17 protein-coding genes are annotated in these 16,922 nt (G+C 38.1%); 6 read left to right on the top strand and 11 right to left on the bottom strand.

Annotated elements, in window-relative coordinates; genetic code table 11:
* Window positions 1–364: 364 nt before the first annotated feature.
* Entirely contained in the window at window positions 365–847 is a 483-nt protein-coding gene (locus F894_RS00335) for a hypothetical protein (protein ID WP_005245140.1), read from the top strand.
* 4 nt (window positions 848–851) lie between these two features.
* A complete protein-coding gene (locus F894_RS00330; RefSeq protein WP_005245139.1) occupies window positions 852–1,211 on the top strand; it encodes a hypothetical protein in 360 nt (119 codons plus the stop codon).
* A 533-nt stretch (window positions 1,212–1,744) separates the two neighbouring features.
* Here F894_RS00330 and F894_RS00325 read toward each other — a convergent pair.
* The 8 genes from F894_RS00325 to F894_RS14795 all read right to left on the bottom strand — a co-directional run bounded on the left by F894_RS00325 (window position 1,745) and on the right by F894_RS14795 (window position 8,098).
* Window positions 1,745–3,010, bottom strand: a complete 1,266-nt coding sequence (locus tag F894_RS00325) for a type II toxin-antitoxin system HipA family toxin (RefSeq protein WP_005245138.1) — start codon at window positions 3,008–3,010, stop codon at window positions 1,745–1,747.
* Window positions 3,010–3,315 carry a helix-turn-helix domain-containing protein gene (locus tag F894_RS00320; protein WP_000366814.1) on the bottom strand — a complete coding sequence of 102 codons (306 nt, stop codon included), beginning with the start codon at window positions 3,313–3,315 and terminating at the stop codon, window positions 3,010–3,012. The genes F894_RS00325 and F894_RS00320 overlap by 1 nt, the downstream gene beginning before the upstream one ends.
* Window positions 3,316–4,235: 920 nt before the next feature.
* Complete coding sequence (locus tag F894_RS00315; RefSeq protein ID WP_005245137.1) at window positions 4,236–4,493, bottom strand: hypothetical protein; 258 nt, start codon at window positions 4,491–4,493, stop codon at window positions 4,236–4,238.
* 220 nt (window positions 4,494–4,713) lie between these two features.
* Window positions 4,714–6,318 carry an IS66 family transposase gene (tnpC, locus tag F894_RS00310; RefSeq protein ID WP_005245171.1) on the bottom strand — a complete coding sequence of 535 codons (1,605 nt, stop codon included), beginning with the start codon at window positions 6,316–6,318 and terminating at the stop codon, window positions 4,714–4,716.
* A 74-nt stretch (window positions 6,319–6,392) separates the two neighbouring features.
* Window positions 6,393–6,728 (bottom strand): IS66 family insertion sequence element accessory protein TnpB, encoded by a 336-nt coding sequence (gene tnpB, locus F894_RS00305; RefSeq protein ID WP_004691519.1) that lies wholly within the window; start codon window positions 6,726–6,728, stop codon window positions 6,393–6,395.
* Entirely contained in the window at window positions 6,725–7,108 is a 384-nt protein-coding gene (gene tnpA, locus F894_RS00300; protein WP_004762545.1) for an IS66-like element accessory protein TnpA, read from the bottom strand. The genes tnpB and tnpA overlap by 4 nt, the downstream gene beginning before the upstream one ends.
* Window positions 7,109–7,321: 213 nt before the next feature.
* Window positions 7,322–7,918, bottom strand: coding sequence for a putative adenosine monophosphate-protein transferase Fic (locus tag F894_RS00295; protein ID WP_004658347.1), 597 nt, complete (start codon window positions 7,916–7,918; stop codon window positions 7,322–7,324).
* 12 nt (window positions 7,919–7,930) lie between these two features.
* Window positions 7,931–8,098 (bottom strand): YhfG family protein, encoded by a 168-nt coding sequence (locus F894_RS14795; protein WP_005245168.1) that lies wholly within the window; start codon window positions 8,096–8,098, stop codon window positions 7,931–7,933.
* 274 nt (window positions 8,099–8,372) lie between these two features.
* On the opposite strand from F894_RS14795, the gene F894_RS00290 reads away from it, so the two are divergent.
* Genes F894_RS00290 through F894_RS15435 form a run of 4 tightly spaced genes read left to right on the top strand, consistent with a single transcriptional unit; the run spans window position 8,373 to window position 14,562 of the window.
* Complete coding sequence (locus F894_RS00290; protein WP_000911011.1) at window positions 8,373–8,837, top strand: hypothetical protein; 465 nt, start codon at window positions 8,373–8,375, stop codon at window positions 8,835–8,837.
* A gap of 12 nt (window positions 8,838–8,849) precedes the next feature.
* A complete protein-coding gene (locus F894_RS00285; RefSeq protein ID WP_005245167.1) occupies window positions 8,850–11,189 on the top strand; it encodes a hypothetical protein in 2,340 nt (779 codons plus the stop codon).
* Window positions 11,190–11,193: 4 nt separating this feature from the next.
* The gene (locus F894_RS00280; RefSeq protein WP_005245166.1) at window positions 11,194–14,394 is read left to right on the top strand and encodes a site-specific integrase; all 3,201 of its coding nucleotides are present in this window, start codon (window positions 11,194–11,196) and stop codon (window positions 14,392–14,394) included.
* A gap of 60 nt (window positions 14,395–14,454) precedes the next feature.
* Window positions 14,455–14,562 (top strand): lysozyme family protein, encoded by a 108-nt coding sequence (locus F894_RS15435; protein WP_372551473.1) that lies wholly within the window; start codon window positions 14,455–14,457, stop codon window positions 14,560–14,562.
* 144 nt (window positions 14,563–14,706) lie between these two features.
* On the opposite strand, the gene F894_RS00275 is transcribed toward F894_RS15435, so the two are convergent.
* From F894_RS00275 to F894_RS00265, 3 genes are read right to left on the bottom strand one after another with little or no spacing between them, the layout of a single operon-like run.
* A complete protein-coding gene (locus F894_RS00275; protein ID WP_000550047.1) occupies window positions 14,707–14,925 on the bottom strand; it encodes a hypothetical protein in 219 nt (72 codons plus the stop codon).
* 4 nt (window positions 14,926–14,929) lie between these two features.
* Window positions 14,930–16,225 carry a Y-family DNA polymerase gene (locus F894_RS00270; protein WP_001190354.1) on the bottom strand — a complete coding sequence of 432 codons (1,296 nt, stop codon included), beginning with the start codon at window positions 16,223–16,225 and terminating at the stop codon, window positions 14,930–14,932.
* A gap of 14 nt (window positions 16,226–16,239) precedes the next feature.
* Window positions 16,240–16,866, bottom strand: a complete 627-nt coding sequence (locus tag F894_RS00265) for a LexA family protein (protein ID WP_000038641.1) — start codon at window positions 16,864–16,866, stop codon at window positions 16,240–16,242.
* Between the last annotated feature and the right edge of the window lie 56 nt (window positions 16,867–16,922).

Raw genomic sequence — 16,922 nt, 5'->3', positions numbered from 1 at the left:
ATAACTTCATAACTTCATAACTTCATAACTTCATAACTTCATAACTTCATAACTTCATAACTTCATAACTTCATAACTTCATAACTTCATAACTTTACTGGCAAATAATTTAAATATTTTGATTTGTTGATAAACCTTATATAGACATCGCGATACTTTGATATTGGAAAATCAAATGGTAAAGTTATTACGTGATATATCACGTTAACTCATTGAGCTGTTCTGTGTTAGCTGGATAGAAACATATAACATCATAATCGGTATTTTTAGGCTAAAGATATTCTGTTGGGCCTAAGTAGTAAATTTAGAAATTAACCATTTCAACTGTATTGAGCTTGTATAGCCAGTATCGATTGAGAGAGTCATGATAGAAAAAATTGGGCATGCAAAAAAAACACCTGAAGTTTTCACCAAGTTAAGTTACGTTTTGATATTAGATTTACCAGACTTTATTCAAGATTTTGTATTGGATCTTAAAAATAAGATGGATGATGAAATCAAAAGAATGCTTGACCAGGCAGCAAAAGACAATCAAGACGTTGATGAATTTGAAATTTTAAAGTGGTTACTCGATACAATTGATGTAGCTCCTGAAGAAACTGAAGAGGTTAAAAAGCACCAACATAAAGAGGTGCATGCTGTGCTATTTACTTGTTTTTTTACTCAATTGTCCGAGGCCTTAAGTCTGAAGTTATCAGAACATATGAGAGTGGAGTCAAAACCGCAGCGTTGTGTTAAAAAATTGACTCAAAGAACTTATAAAAAATATTTTGGTTTGCCTAAAAACTTCAAGCTCAAGTTAGAACGAAACCTGAAAATCAATTTTTACCCTGAAAAATTATGGTAACTGTATGACTAATACTGATGGATTGTCAGATCTACACGAAGAAATCAAAGTATTGGAAAAGTGGGTAAATCAGTCACTTGGTGAAAAAAAAGCTATTTTCAAAGATTTCGACGTTCAAAATAAGAATGAGTTGTATGCTGCTGCAGAAAAAATCCAGGTTACTATTAAAAAAAAGAGAATTGTGACGGAACATAAAATTCTGGCTGGTTTAACTCAATGGACTAAAATTGAACAAGAAGGGCATCAGTATGGTTATCTGTTGACTGGATTAATTTGTGAAATGCTCAAAGAACTTATCAATTTACCGAATTCTAGTTCTAAAGATAACACTAAATATAAAAAAAATGGAAGAATAATTTACTAAGTTATTGTTTTTAAGTTGATCCTTGTTTTATATGGGGGTGATAATAACTTCTGATTACTAGTTTTTACCTTAAATATACCGATTGAAAGATTCATTTAAAGGCTATGAATACATGAGTTTTACAGTTTGGCTAGGTCAGCATGAGTACTTTTCACAAGATTTAAGATCGACCATGAACGTGATTAAGTTATAGGGGATTGATGAAATAGTTTTTATGAATTTCTGGCTTTCTGGGCTGATTTTATCAAATTCATGTCTATGCAAAATTGCGACATATTTCTCGTGCTGGTAGTTATCCAGAGTTTGGTCTGCATCTATCCATAGTGCAGACCTTTTTTTGGTGACAGTTTTTTCTTAGTGATTTTCGATCTGGATGTAGTGATTTCACGTTTGCAGAATATATCTTAGCGGTGATCCATCTAATATTCGTGATTATAAAGAGAGCTAATTCACAGGTTCTACAGATTATGTAGCGACTAACTATATCAAAGTCTATTTGCAGTTGATGGTTGGCGCTTAGTTTATATTTACGCTTAGGTTTCAGTTAAAAAATCAATATTCTGTTGAATCCGTGATTGAATCATCTGTAGGGTAGATTCTCGAATTTGATGGGGATACAGGCGCTGCGCAATTTGACTAAATTGAAGTGCAATTTCACGCATGGTCAAGATGATCTCATCGACTTCTAGAGTAGTCAGATTAGCTTCTGAAGTACCGAGTTTATGTATGTCATTTCGGGAAATATTGAGCGCTTCTCCCATAATGTCCATTTGATGATAACCACCTGGACCCTCGCAGAAGGTCACATCATAGGCTGGAGCCAATTTCCATTGACCATTTTTCTCCATGAGAAATGAAAAGTTCTTAGTATGGTCATCCCGATTATTGAAAAGCACATTAAACACAGCACGTTTAAAAGCATGCAATCTTTCTCGTACATCTTGCGTACACATCAAGGTTGCCCGGAGAAAATTGCGATAGTCTAGGCTACCTGGAACTTTATAGTCTGCTCCTGTATATGCAGCCAAACTCTGCATTGGAATCCGCATACCATTTTGACGATCGAATCGTTTAGAAGCAAAAGCCGTTAAACCATTGGGCAAATTAAAGAAATGGGTATCTGGAGTCTCAATTGCACAAAGTCGCAAACATTCTGCATAGACGGCTTCAATGGCGCAGACTTCAGGATGCTCTTGCTGAGCAGGAAGCTTAATCAGCCAGGCTTCATGTTGATCAGAATCTTGAGTCGAAAACTCTAAATTGACAGGATCTCGGTAAACCAACGCTTTTGGTCTGGCACCTTGAGGGGAGCCACCCATGACCAATAAATGCTGTAGAAATTCACCACCTTCACCTTTGAGTACTTCTTGAACTTCCTGGGCCAGTTGTTGTAAAGGGATATTTTCTGAGGTTTGCATGTCAGCAACACAAGGTTCAAAGGAGAGGGCACCCATTGCGTGACTACTAATATAGGTCAGACGCTCCAAAGGTCCAATTCGTGCTGAATTTAAGCCAATTTTTTTGAAATATCGATCCATCAACATCATGCCCCAACCATCTGGTAAAGCGTCATAGACTGGACCTGGGAGTCCCATTTGATGAGTAGGAAAACCTTGTCTGAATGGTAGACCTTTTAAAGGCAGCAAGTAAGAAGAGAGCTCAACACCTTGCTGTATTGCTTCTGGACTATATTCAAAAGCAATGGTGGGTCTACCTGTCGTGGCTGTTGAACTAATCAGCGTTCCCCATAACCATGATTCGCCCCAACCGTTGTAATAAACATTAAGTCTATTGAGCATTATCCCTTCCTCTTAATACGGTGGCGCTTACTTTGACTCTCATAGCGAAGAATGTCATTCACACTGTTAAGCTGAGGTTTAAATAGTTCCTGAAGTTCGTTTAATCGACCCAAGACCATTGCAATACGGACTAAATTTTCAACAGATACATTTCGTCCCGCTTCAAGATTCGAAACTGTATTCACGCCGACACCAGCGCGTGCTGCTACCTCAGCTTGAGACATCTCCAGAAAGAGTCGTTGCTTACGTAAACGCTCACCTAAAAGAGTCACAACTTCTTCTGGTTTAGTGAAATATAAATCCATTAAATTGGGTCTTAAGAATGAATAATTTAATTAAATCACAAAATAATGGAATTAATCTATAGCTATAGTGTGGCTAAGGAGGGCTTTGTTGCACAGCACATCAGAAGGGTAGGTATAGTCCTTGGGTATCGGTTACAGAAAATCATCAGGATGTACTTTGACTGATTGTTGATACGGAGATTTCAGTATTTTCATTTTTCCTAATAGGTCACATTACTTAGAAAGGGTTCTTCGAAAATTAGTTCATACTTTAAAAATCCTATAAATATTGAGGATATTTTCTTAATGCTTTCAATATAGCATGCGGCTATATGTAACTCGAACGGGCTTAATCTGCCTTTCAGTATAAATTTTTTGGGCGTGAGAGGGGAGAGGTGTGAGGGCAAGCAATTTATATCGTGGATACTTCTAAATTACTTATGTAATAGAAGGTGGTAAACATGGATTTAGAGGTAATAACACTAAATATAAAAAAATTGGAAGAATAATTTATTAAATTATTGTTTTTATGTGGTTATTGGTGATGTTATGAATAATAATAACTTTTTTCTTGATGAATTTTACCTAAAAAAATTGATCAGATAATTTTCTTTAAATGTCATGCATACATAAATTTGACAGTTTGAAGGGATCGGTATGTGCATTTTTCACAAGGTTAAAGATCGACCATAAATGTGATAAACGGCAGAGGATCATTGAAAAATGAATGGATTTAAACACTACATGTATGCACGAAAAAAAGTATCGCTGCGGTTCTGCTGACAGGCTGTATTGAGCATTGAATGCAAATGATGTAGTAATTGTCTACAGGCTATAGGACCAGCATGAAGAAGAATGAAATGTAGTTGCCAATTTATAACCTTGGTTGAAAAGCATAGCATTGTTATTCGGAGAAGTGAGGTAAGCCATCCTTCTCTTATTCATTTAAAATGATTCTTACTCAACTGATCTCGACTCATGGGCTGGTTCCAATTAGACGGATAATAACTTCCATCCCCTATCTTTTTCTTACCATATTTCTTGCATTTAATCCCTTCTTTGGAGATTTGATTCAGCATCACTGTTGTCGGTTGAATCAAATCAATGACATAGTTCGTTGGTTCAGGAAAAGCAGAAGAGGCTGCTTTATTGCAAAAGAGAACATTCGGATCAAATGGATTGGATTGCACAAAAGCCATGATACAGCCACAGAGTAATTCACCTGCATGTAATCTGTAACATCCATTCAGGTCATCAGACGAAGATTAATCTGAAATTTAAGCACTAAACGCCATAAATCTATGTATGGGCAGACTTTTTTGAGACATATGTTGATAAACATGCGGCAAGTTACATTGCTTAAAAGTCTATCTAAGTTAACGATCTATGTAAGCGTCCGCTGAACCCCATGCCTATTTTTTAATTTGAGTTGGATTTCCAGCGATGTGGCAGTAATTCTTCTATTTGGGTCGCTTTATGTGTCGGCAGCCTTTTCAGCACATCACTGAGATAGGCATACGGATCCAGCCCATTCAGCTTTGCTGACTGGATTAAAGTCATGATATTGGCCGCTCGTTGACCACTACGCAGCGAACCTGCAAATAGCCAGTTCTTTCGTCCCAATGCCCAGGGACGCATTGAGTTCTCTGCCCAGTTATTGTCAATGGGTAGATTGCCATCATCCAGATAGCGGCTTAAAGCTGACCAACGCTTCAGCGTGTAATTGATGGCCTTGGCGGTGGGAGAACTCGATGGTACCGTCAGATAATGTTGGTTGAGCCATTCATATAGTTGTTGCATCACCGGTTGGCTGTGCTGTTGTCGGTATTCGCGGCGCTGTTCTGCTGTACTATCGGTCTTTTTCCTGAGTTCTGCTTCTATGGCATACAGTTTCTGAATCAGCACTAATGCCTGTTCAGCGACCTGACTTTTTTTGGTCACATGCAGTTCATGGAATTTACGACGCGCATGCGCCATGCAGCCCACCTCAATCACCTGGCCTGATTTAAAGCGTGCTTTATAACCACTGTAATCATCACAGACTAGATAACCCTGCCAGCCTTTCAAGAACTCTGCAGCATGCTGGCCTGAACGGCTATCCTGAAAGTCATAGATCACCGCTTGAACTGGATTGTACTGTGTGGTGGCATAGGCCCAGACATAACCTTTCTTCGGTTTTTTCTCATCATCACCCATCCGCATAATGGTGACTGGTGTTTCATCTGCATGCAGCACCTGCTGTTGCAGCACCACCTCTTTTAAGGCATTGGCCAGAGGTTCCAGTTCCACACCGCAGCGACCAATCCAGTCAGATAAAGTAGATCTGGACAGATCAATGCCCGCCCGCTGATAGATCAGGCGCTGACGGTACAGCGGCAAATGATCGGCATACTTCGATACCAGCACATGGCTGAGCAGTTCAGGTGTGGCAATGCCTTTATCAATCACATAGGCGGGCATCGCTTGCTGAGTCAGGGTGTCGCACTGATCACAGACCCATTTGCCACGGACATGCTGTTCCTTGTAGAACTGTGCTGGTCTGAAATGCAGTTTTTCACTGATATCTTCGCCGATACGACGTAACTGGCAGCCACAACTGCATTGGGTTGATGCAGGTTCATGCTCAATACGGATGGTGTGTAGATGATCCGGCAGCAGTCGACGTTTAGGTTTGTTGACTGTGGCTTTCTCTGTCGCTGCATCGGTTTTATCTGCATTCAGCCGCTCCAGTTCCAAATCAACTGCTGCGATATCTTCTTCGACCGCTTCGTCCCATAGGTGGATTTGTTTTGTGGTGAGATGTTCGTTTTTACTGCCAAATTTGTGCTGTTTAAATAGTGCGAGCTCATGCTCGTATTTTTGCGTGAGAATGGAAAGATGTTGAACTTTGGCATCCAATTGCTGGTTTGATTTTTCTAATTCTTGATTTGATTGTGCCAGAGACTGATGCTGCATTGCCAACTGTCTGGTAAATTCCAGCAGTTGTTCATGGGTCAGTTGGCTTAAGTCTGGCAGCGTATTCATGACCGCAGTATGCCTGAGGTCATGACGCAGAGGAAATAGAACGTTTGGAGAATAGCAGAATGGACCAGCCTAGTTTAGAGCATCGTCACCACCTGCTGTCGTCCAATGCGCTGCCAAGGTAAACCCTGGATCAGTGCCTGTAACTGTTCCGGACTGATCGCCATGCTTTCACCCTGGTGAACCTGCGCCCAGTGGAATTTTCCCTGTTCCAGCCGCCGGGCACACAGCCAGATGCCCAGTCCATCATGTACCAGCACTTTCATGCGATGGCCACGTTTATTACAGAACAGGTAAGCACAATGCGGTTTAATGTAGCCAAAGGCTCTCACCACCTGAGCCATGATAGTATCCATCCCTGCTCGCATATCCAGAGGTTGGGTAGAAAGCCAGATTTCATCAATGCGGATCATGTTGCAAGTGCCTTGAGTAATTCTGCTAAAGCAGATATTTCTGATACTTGCCATTTCAAGCCAATTTCTGCTTTTGAGTGGGGTAAAGTAATTTGAACCGTTAACATGTCAGTAGGAGTAGGATCTAATGGTGCAGAGCAAGATAAGGCAATAAATGCAGGTTTATTCGGTAGTGGTGAGCGATCATTCCCTGGCTTACCATCAATTAAGCGAATCCATTTGGATACAAGATTTGTATTCAATCCATGTTGCAAAGCGACCGAAGCAATTGAAACGTCCGGTGCTTTACAAGCCTGAACGATCTGCTGTTTAAATTCAGCACTGTATGTTCTTCGTTTTTTCGCAAGAGATGCGATGGATGTCTGGTGATTTGTAGTCATAAATTTTAGTCCCCACTTGTTTTTAAGTGGGGACTAAATTAAGGCTTATAGGATGAATTCATAAGGTGTGTTCAGCGGACGCTTACCCTAAATTACCCGAAGAGTATTAAGATTTCTAAGAATCGTGATTGTTGGTTTATTTGGGAAATTAATCAGTGGATTGAAGCAAAGATGATGGCTCATTAAGGATTGTGGGCTTCGACTACTTAAATTTTAGGTATTTTGAATAAAGCATATTTCAAAAATCTTAATTAATGGATTTAAATTACCATAAAAACCTTCAATATTGGCTTGAATCCATTGTTGTTGAGAGTCAATGCGAGACCAATCAATACCATAACCACAATGAGCAATCAGATGCTCAAAGAAAATCCGTTGTGTACGTCCATTACCTTCACGGAATGGGTGTATGACATTAAGCTCACAATACAAGTCGGCAAGTTGAGGAATCAGTTGTTGTGGTGCTAAGCCTTGAAAGTATTTTTTTTCTTGAAGCGGTTTGAGTAGTTTATTGGTTTCAATTTCAATACGGGAAAAATTACAAAAACGGGTGTCACCTTTGGAAATATCGATTTGTCTTAACTTTCCTGCCCAGTCGTATAAGTCGCCAAAGAGCTGCGCATGAATTGATTTTAAGTATTGTAAGTCGTAAGGTGGTTCAGCATATTCAATTAAGTTACTTGCCAATCCAGACAGTTCTAGTTCAGCTTGTTCTAAAATTTGTTCATCATGAATATTGAGTTTGTTCTTTAGGATATTTGTGCCAGGGTAACAATACAGGCTGTCACCCATTTCCCCATATTTATCCATACATGCACCTGACTAAGTTTCGGGTTGCGAATACTTCTTATATTTTTGCAAGATTTCAGCTTTACTTTGTTGATTTGTTTGAGCTGTCGTTGTAATGCCTTCAAGCTTTAGGCTGGCTTGATAGTTTTGCGCACGTGTCGCTTGAATATATTTTTTTTTCTGTTCAGTGGTTCTGAGCATTTCGAAACTCCATTGATGCTACACGTGAAGTAAGTATAGCAGAGAATCTTTTTGATCAATGCTGCATACACAGCATTTCAAAATGTAATACAACGGTATTGTTTCATGTAATAACAGAAAACTAAAAAAAAGTGGAAGAATTTTTAAAATTTAGACCACCCATGATAAGTAAACCATATGTATTTGTTGATAATTGTAATTTTGAGAAAATTTAGTTGATAAATTAAATGAATTTTAATATACAAAGATATGCTCATTTTTTATATCGATAAAAATGTTAAAATTTGACTATTTAGTAAAAAATATAGAGATATTTATGGGGCAATTTATCATGCCCTTTTGCTTTGAGCGACAAAATGTTCAATTTAAGATAGTAAAAATTAACTCAGAACTACTGAAAATCAAAAAGATTAAACAGAGCCAGAAAGTAGTAGTACAAGCAAAGTTCAAAATAATCTATGTGAAAATTTGGCAAAAAATATTGCTATTAATGCAAACGGAGCCATGCTTACGTGTACATTCTAATTATGTTGCAATCTTACAGTTGATACATAATCTTGATGATTTTATCGAAAAATCACAGCAACACTTGTGCTTTGAGAGAAAAGCTCAGAAAGAGCTGGATGCTAAATTTTTTGCTAGATTTTTTAAGCTGACAAAGAGTTCAATAAAAGATCAACTTTTACCAAATTGTTCAGATCGTAATGAATTTAACCAATGCAATTTGATAAAAAATTAAGCGAAAGCGAATATGCCAAAGATTGAAACAGAAGAGCAATTCTTAGATTTAGCAGAAAAATTCCAAAAAGATTATTGTTTATTACGCAATCATGTTGTGAATACACAATTTGTCGATCTATCAGATGATTTACGTGAAAAATCCCATGCTCTATATAAGGAAGCACAACAGATATATGGCTATATATCTAGTTCTAGACAATTAGGTAAATATTATTATCTAGCTTCTTTAAGTTATTTTGCATGCCCGACTACTAGTAATACTCAAGAGCTGTCGTCTGAACGTTATTTGATTCTACAAGCGAGTTTTTTAACATATCGGCAGTATCAAGAATTTGCAAAAATTGATAAAGCTGAGAATAAGCAAAAACATGTTTGTGATCTCTTTCGCTATGTATCACGATATGTTCTGGATTCTAATCATGCTGAATTATTTCAAGAATGCAGTGAGCTACTAAATCGCTATGTCATGTACGAACGTAACTTGAAAAAGGAGGATCGTAATCAACTTTTTAATATTAAAGATTTCAAACAAGTACAAGCCATAGAGTATTTATCGGCTCTATTAATAATTTTTAAAAGACTTGATGATCGTCGTGTTGTTCATCGTCAGCGTAAGTCAAAAAAAAGTAAAGTTTTGCAATGGCCGACGAAAAATGAACTCAAAAAATTTCGTGAAATTAAAACGGGTAAGCAAGTAGATATTGGACATAACGCAAAGATCAGTATTTATGATGCCGCTCTTCACAAAGATGAAGAGGGTGAAGTTGATCTATTAGATCCTGAAATGGAGTTTTATTCAGAAGATGAAAAGTCTAAAAATTTAAATTATATACTCAGCGATAATGCGACGCATCTAATGCGGCATCGCCAGCGCCGTCATGCTCCTTTTGTTACAAATCCACATTATTTGGCGCCAGATATACTGAAGCAAATTGTTTATGTGTTGAGAACCGAGTTATCCGGGCACTGGAGGGATGCTGCAATCGCTGCAGCATGTTTATTGTCACTTTTGACGGGATTATCACCCGTCGCACTGATGGATTTTAACGAGCTTATTCAAGATGGAATTTTGATCCAGAATGGTTCAAGTAGACGTCGCGAATATTTACTCAAATTAAATCTTAAAATTACAGAGCAGAAGATTAAGAGCTTAAATCATGTGCGGTGGAATGAAGTGATGACACATCAACTACATTTACCTTCTGCTTGGTTTGACTATATAGAACAAGCATCGAATCCACTAATTTCATCAACACACATTAATACGAAACTTAAGAATTGGCTTGATAATCGGTTTGTAGGTTCGATCACTGTAGAAAAACTGCAGGCTCAATTATATTTTCATATATATTATGAAACATATAATGAATATCTTGCTCATGTAATTGCTGGGCGGGATAGTCAGCATCACATGCCTGGTATCTATTATGGCGGGCTACCGAAAACTCAACTCAGTAGCACATATCTAGCCTTTTTAGAAAAAGCACTTACACCACATTCCACACATTTTACTGAAGACACGGCTGAACTAAAAATATTGCAACAACAATTCAAAGTACAATCTGCATTATCTATAGGAAGGATAGGGAGCCAACTGGCACTTGAACCCAATTTTGTGAAAGAGCAATTCCATATTTTACATAGACATTGTCACGAAAACATCCAAGAAGATAAGCACATTATTAATCAACTTAATGCATATGCGTGTTGGATGTGGCATATCAGTTTGTTGAGTTTGGCAAGTCGGCCTAAAAAAAACCTGTTGGGGAATTTGGATGATTATTGTGTTGAGCTCAAGCTTTTATATGTGAATGATAAAAAAAATAGTAAAGCAAGAAAAGATGGTCGTTTTATCCCTTTATCTGATTTTTTCATAAAAACACTGCAAAATTACACTGCCTTTTTAGAACAAATTATTGAAGCGTACGGTTCATTTTTTAGACAAGTCTTTGCAAAGAAGAAGATAACTGTAAATGATCTTTTTGGTAAGGTCATTTTTAGTAAAGATATCTTGCCGATAACTGTCAAAGAATGGCAGAGCAGGAAAATTAAGTTAATCCCTTTATCGAGAAAATGGGTGAATTCATATATGCAAGGAGTCTTTCCAAAGAATATGTATTCGAATTGGTTACGTCATTTTGACATGAACTTTTTGATGCATGAGCAGCAAGAGGGTAAACCAGCATTAGCTTTTCACTTAATTCAGGCCCTGTATGGTCATGACCAACGTGACCGAGAGGCTTTTCATCCGCATTCTTCACTTATCCCGAATGTCTATGTACAGCAAGCCCGCCAGCAATTGCAAGATAATGTCAAATCTTTATCGATTAAACACTTAGAGCGAAAATAGTTGTATGCAAAAAATCAAAGAACTAATAAAACCACAACTAGATGATCTATTTGTTGATATTCATAAAATGGTGAAAAAGTCGCTAGATAGACAGCCTTCTCCACCTGAAGTATTGACGAAAGAAATGCAGCAAAAACTTGATCAGCAGATCGCTGAAAAATGGCATGACATTAAAGATAGTGTTGATTGTTTGAGTCAAAAGTTGAGCCGAGACGAACAATCAAAACTGATGCAATTTACTGAAGATGAATTTAATAAAAGAAGGAAGCAATTCAACCAGAATGTAGATAAAAAATCATACAGAATTAAGCTAAATCCACATACTAAACGGATCGTACTGCCTAGAAAAATTGAGAGTACAGAGTCACGGTTAGAACAGGGGCATCTACATATCCATGTACTTAAGGAATTAAGGCAGTATTGGCAAGATTCATTTGAATATTGGAATGAACCAAAGTACTTATGGGGAAATTTATGCTTAAGTTTTATATATATTTCAGGCTGTGCAGATGAACAGCATTTGATTGCTATTCAGAAGCAATTGCAGGAGGCCATTGAGCTTGGTACAGATCTGAATTGTTTTCGGTTATACCATTCGGACTACAAAAAAATCACTAATCCATTGTTACTACATTATCGTGTTGAAAACTCTCAATATGGCAACGATGTAGAACAGGGAAAGTTGTACCAATGGAAACATGTTTTTTTTAACCCATATGCGCAGTTCATTTTGCAATATTTAAAAAAGTTGAAAGCTACTCAGAAAGAATTTTGTCTGCAACATTCAGTTGAAGATTGTATTTTAGAAAGCTTGAGTAAGATAGGCAGGAAAAAAAGTCTTGGGGATCTGCAATATCAAATTAAACGCCGTGGATTTCGTGCATTTAATGATGTGCAAATGGTACTCGAATTTAATCCAAACCTCAGCATAGATATATTTTTGAGTAATGTGCTTCAGCAAGAGATTAATACTGTTGCTTTAAGGCCATCCGAATTTAGATTGCTGTGGAATAATGATTACAATCAAGTCACAGAACCAGATAATCGCCCTATTCATTTTGAACAAGAGCAGTTACTTCCTGAAGTTCCGACTGTTCAAAGCAAATTACAAACGATTCCGTATGAGTTGATGTTGTTTGGTCAAAAGAAACGTAAAGGTCAAAAAGTTGAGCGTTTAGATAAAAAGAGGAATAAAGAAGAACGCACGCTACGTTTTTGGCAAGAAACTAGAAGGGTGTTAGAGGAGAAGATAGTTGATGCTAATACGGAGGAAAAGTCTTTAATTGATGCTCAACTACGCTTAATTCACTGGTTAATGCATTTAAAAAAACGAGGGCTTCAATTATCAACTATTGAAAGCTACTTAGGATCGTTTGGCAAAGAATTTATATTTGAGATTTGGCTCAATAAATTAGATTTAAAGCAACAATCCATAGATGACTATGAGGATTTATATCGGCAGCTATTGAAATACAGCAGTGAACGTGATGAAAAAGCAGTTCAACGAGATTCGGTGAAAGGAAAAACCTCTCGTAAGATGCACCAAAGCGCAGAATACCGTTTTGGTCGCCTAAAAGATTTTCATCAATTCTGTATAGAGAATTATGATGCTCCAGGGGTATTGGTGTTACAGAATTCAAGTTTTAAGCATTTACAAATTTGCAATGCACGGCTAGTGAGTCCTTTGCTATTTGGCAAATTATTGGAAAAACTAGAAAATTTAAGTCAAGAGCCAACGGCATCAGAGTGGGTCGATCATCTGAGTTGTTTAAAGCTGATGTATTTACTAAGTTATAGAACTGGACTTCGATTAAATGAAGTTCGTTGTCTTAAAATACAAGATATTATTTGCCCAGAGCTACTTTATAAAGAAAAAGAAAATACAGTTTTTAATAATATCACGCTTCATATCCAAGACAATTCATATCGCCGTCTGAAAACGCGAAGTGCGAATCGTCAAATACCATTGAAAATTGCATTGTCAGAACATGAGTTTTTAGTAGTACAACGTTACATACAACATCGTTATGAGCAATATTTGGTTAATCAGCAGGATGATCTACTTTTTAGTGTGAATCATCGTGTATTAACTGATCAATGTATCAGCAAAATTACAGTAGATTTGTTTAGTCAAATATTAGGTATGCATCATGGCTTTAGTTTTCATACATTACGCCACAGTGCTGCTAACTATCTAGCAATAACTTTGCTCGGTTCAAAAGAAATGATCAAGACCTACACAGATTGTCCTTGGGTAAAAGCAAAAAAGATGAGGGATTTATTGTTTGGTATGAAAGCACGTGCTCAAGAAGAGATTATTCAACATAAATGGCAGGTGCTCGCCTCTTGGATGGGGCATAGCAGTATTGAGCAAACGGCTTCAAATTACCTTCATGTTTTGGATTTATTAGCAGTCGATCGAATTTATAATTCGCCGTGTATCATTTCAAAAAAAGTATTAGAACAGTGTTTTAGTCCAGTGAAGTCAAGTACAGACTACATAAACCTAAATCGTTATACTCAGCAGCAGAAATGGTTTAATTCTTATCAGCAAACACAGCCAGTTACGATGGCTGGCCGACAAGAAAAGAAGTTTAGTATAGAGAAGAGTACTCTGACACCTTTTCAACGTTTGATAAGTTTTAGAGAAGGTCGTTTAAGCGAAGATACCCAAGCTCAAGAATGGATGCAACGATGTCAATGGATGAGCACTAAATGGATGGATCGCCAAAAATTTAATTTAAAAACGAATTATGTTTATAGTAAGAATTTAGAAGAGAGTTGGTTTGATGAACTTTACGAAAAGGCTAAAAAACTGACTCGTCCAGATGAAATAATTCCTCTCCTTGATTTTCATTATAAAGATGATAGGCAGCAAGATGCACTGAAAGAAAAGAACATGGTTAAGGCGCTTAAAATATTATTATTATTTGGAAAACTGCGTAAGAATTTTCTACATTTTCAATGCCGAATGAAAGGTGATGAGCAACAAATTGTTAATTTTATTAATGGTATAGAGCCAATGTTAGGAGATCATCTGTATTTAGAAAAACAAAACTACCCAGTTAATTTGGATGCTCCTGAGCGAACCGTTAAATTTAGTTTTCAAAGAGTTGTCGGCTCTAACAAAAAAAATGTTACTCCGCTGGTTATATTTAATTTAATGTTAAAAATGATGCAAAAAGATGAACTCTGGATCAAATAGCCTAAGCATGTTAAAGGGGAATTGTTTAGAAATTTCCCTGTTTATAAGTAAACTGCCTTTATGAAAAGCACCATGCTGACTTGGATTAATAAGCGGAATGTAGTATCACAGTTTGATCGCTGGATTTACGAAAATGGTGTGAAGATTAGCGGTATGGTAAATCGATGAGCTAAAGTGTTGTAGTCCAAACTCGATCTGACAATTACCCATTTTTTAGTGTGCCCGTCAGGTTAAATTTGAACTGAATTTTTCTCAGCCCAAATTCATTTCCAATCAAGTTATGTTTCAAGTGGCGTGCGAACACTGCACAATTTAATTCACGGTGCCTAAGACAGGTATCAACTTCGGACCAGCCATTCTAGCTTTGCTAATGATTTCCACCAGCTCATCATAAGTCAGTTCAAACTTATCCTCACTATCAAATACATAGACCATATTCTTGCCTTCATGTTCAGGTGGAGTAGGTGGTACAAATCGTTTCGGGATAAGAATTTGTGCGAGTTGTTCGTCAGTTAATTTAAATAAGTGCATGTTTTTATCCTACTCTTGGTAAGTCAGACCATTTGGTTAAATACGAAGGTGATCTAAGGTTTTGATTCATGTGCCATGTGGCTTCTTTATTGTTGGCAATGCCTAGCGTGACGAGATTCTTCCCAAACCGTTCACTGATGGCTTCGATGGCATCTGAAAGCCTTTCTCGCTCTTGCTTATGTGAATAGTCCGTGAATAGATCGGGCACAAACTTGGATTGATCTGTAATTTCGAGCAGCACGATTCCCGCCTTTTTATACTTAAAGCCTTTCTTAAATATCTGATCGATGCCTTTCATCGCGGCCTTGGTGATGAGCAGTAGATCATCCGTATGCTCATGCATTTGAACGACGATGTAAGGCGAGTAGCGCTCTGTATTATCAAAGCGACTGGTTTGGATATACACGCCGATCATCTTGCAGATTGAGCCATCTTCCCGCATTCGTTTCACGGCTCTGGCCACATAAAGCCGAACCGAAGCTTTAATGTCATCCATTTCATACACTGGGTTGCCATATGAACGGCTGCTGATGATTTGCTTCTTCGCTACAGTATCATCACTAAGGTCAATACAAGAAAGGCCCTGTAGCTCAAGCACCGTCTTTTCCATCACGATACTAAACTGCTTTTTGATTTCTTTAGGATTGGCATTGATCAGATCCAGCACAGATTGAACACCCATAGTATTGAGCTTCTTACAGTTCTGTCTGCCTACGCCCCAAACCTCAGACACATCAACCTGCGCGAGTAGCGTTTCTGTAGAGCATGGGTCCATATGGGCCAGATTACAGACCCCATTGAAGAACTTGTTTTTCTTGGCGAGATGATTGGCAATCTTGGCTTCGGTTTTAGAGCGACCAATTCCAATACAGCAGGGTAGGCCTAACCAACGCCAAGCCTTAGCCCTCATGTCTTGAGCATATACAGTCAGGTCAAATAGATGCTCGTAAGCTGTGAGCTTCAGAAAGCATTCATCAATGGAATAGACCTCTTGATCTCCTGGTGCAACATAGTCCCCAAGCAGCTCCATAAAGCGCTTGGACATTTCGCCATATAAGGAGAAATTACTGGATAGCACCTGAATGTTATGTTGTTTGATCAGCTCTTTAATTTGGAATACAGGAACACCCATCTTGATGCCTAAGTCTTTCGCTTCCTGGCTTCTGGCCACGGCACAGCCGTCATTGTTGCTGAGCACAATGGTTGGGCGATCATTCAAGGCAGGATTAAACACACGCTCACACGAGACGTAGCAATTATTCACGTCGACTAACGCGAATATTTCATTTTCACTTTGCATGGTTATTCTTCTTTTTATGAGCGGTGATAAATACGCTTTAAATTAAAAGTCACCACACCCCAGATTGATATGGTCTGACTATCATCAGGAATGATGTGATTGTAATTCGAATTTTCAGCCTTCAACCAAAGTTCTGGAAGCGGATAATCTTCATCTCCAAATATTTCTTTGATTTCAGACTTGGACATCTTATTGGTGATCATCAGCCGCTTAATGGTCGAGGCATTGTCATCAATCAGGGCAACCACGATATCGTAATGCTTGGCTTCAATACTGCGATCAATAATGATTGGATCATTAATCTCTAGGCCAGCATCGAGCATGGATTCACTGTCTACATAGGCAATAAAAGTAGAAATAGGGTTGTGAATCAGGAACTCATTCAGATCGAGTGCTTTGTCTTGCTCATCCTTGGTGCTGAAGGCCGGACCTGCAGGAATACGCTCTAAAGAGACGGGAATAGATACTTTGGATTTGGGTAGGACAGCAGTAAGCCCTAATTTTTCAACAAGCTCATTTTGAACAGCGATTTGTTCAAGCACGGTGTTGATGGTAGGACTTGGTTTACCCTCTGGACCCATGAGCTCTTGTAAAGATGACCATGCGTCGTCAGAGAAGTAAATAGGCAACTTCTTAGACATGAGATACTCCTACGCTACGAGGCGTGTTTGGAAGTAGAATTTGTTTAAATAGGATA

The sequence above is a fragment of the Acinetobacter sp. CIP 51.11 genome (assembly GCF_000369665.1).
Lineage (GTDB): Bacteria > Pseudomonadota > Gammaproteobacteria > Pseudomonadales > Moraxellaceae > Acinetobacter > Acinetobacter lwoffii_S.
Note: the sequence above shows the minus strand (reverse complement) of the source record. Positions and strands in the feature narration are given on the sequence as shown.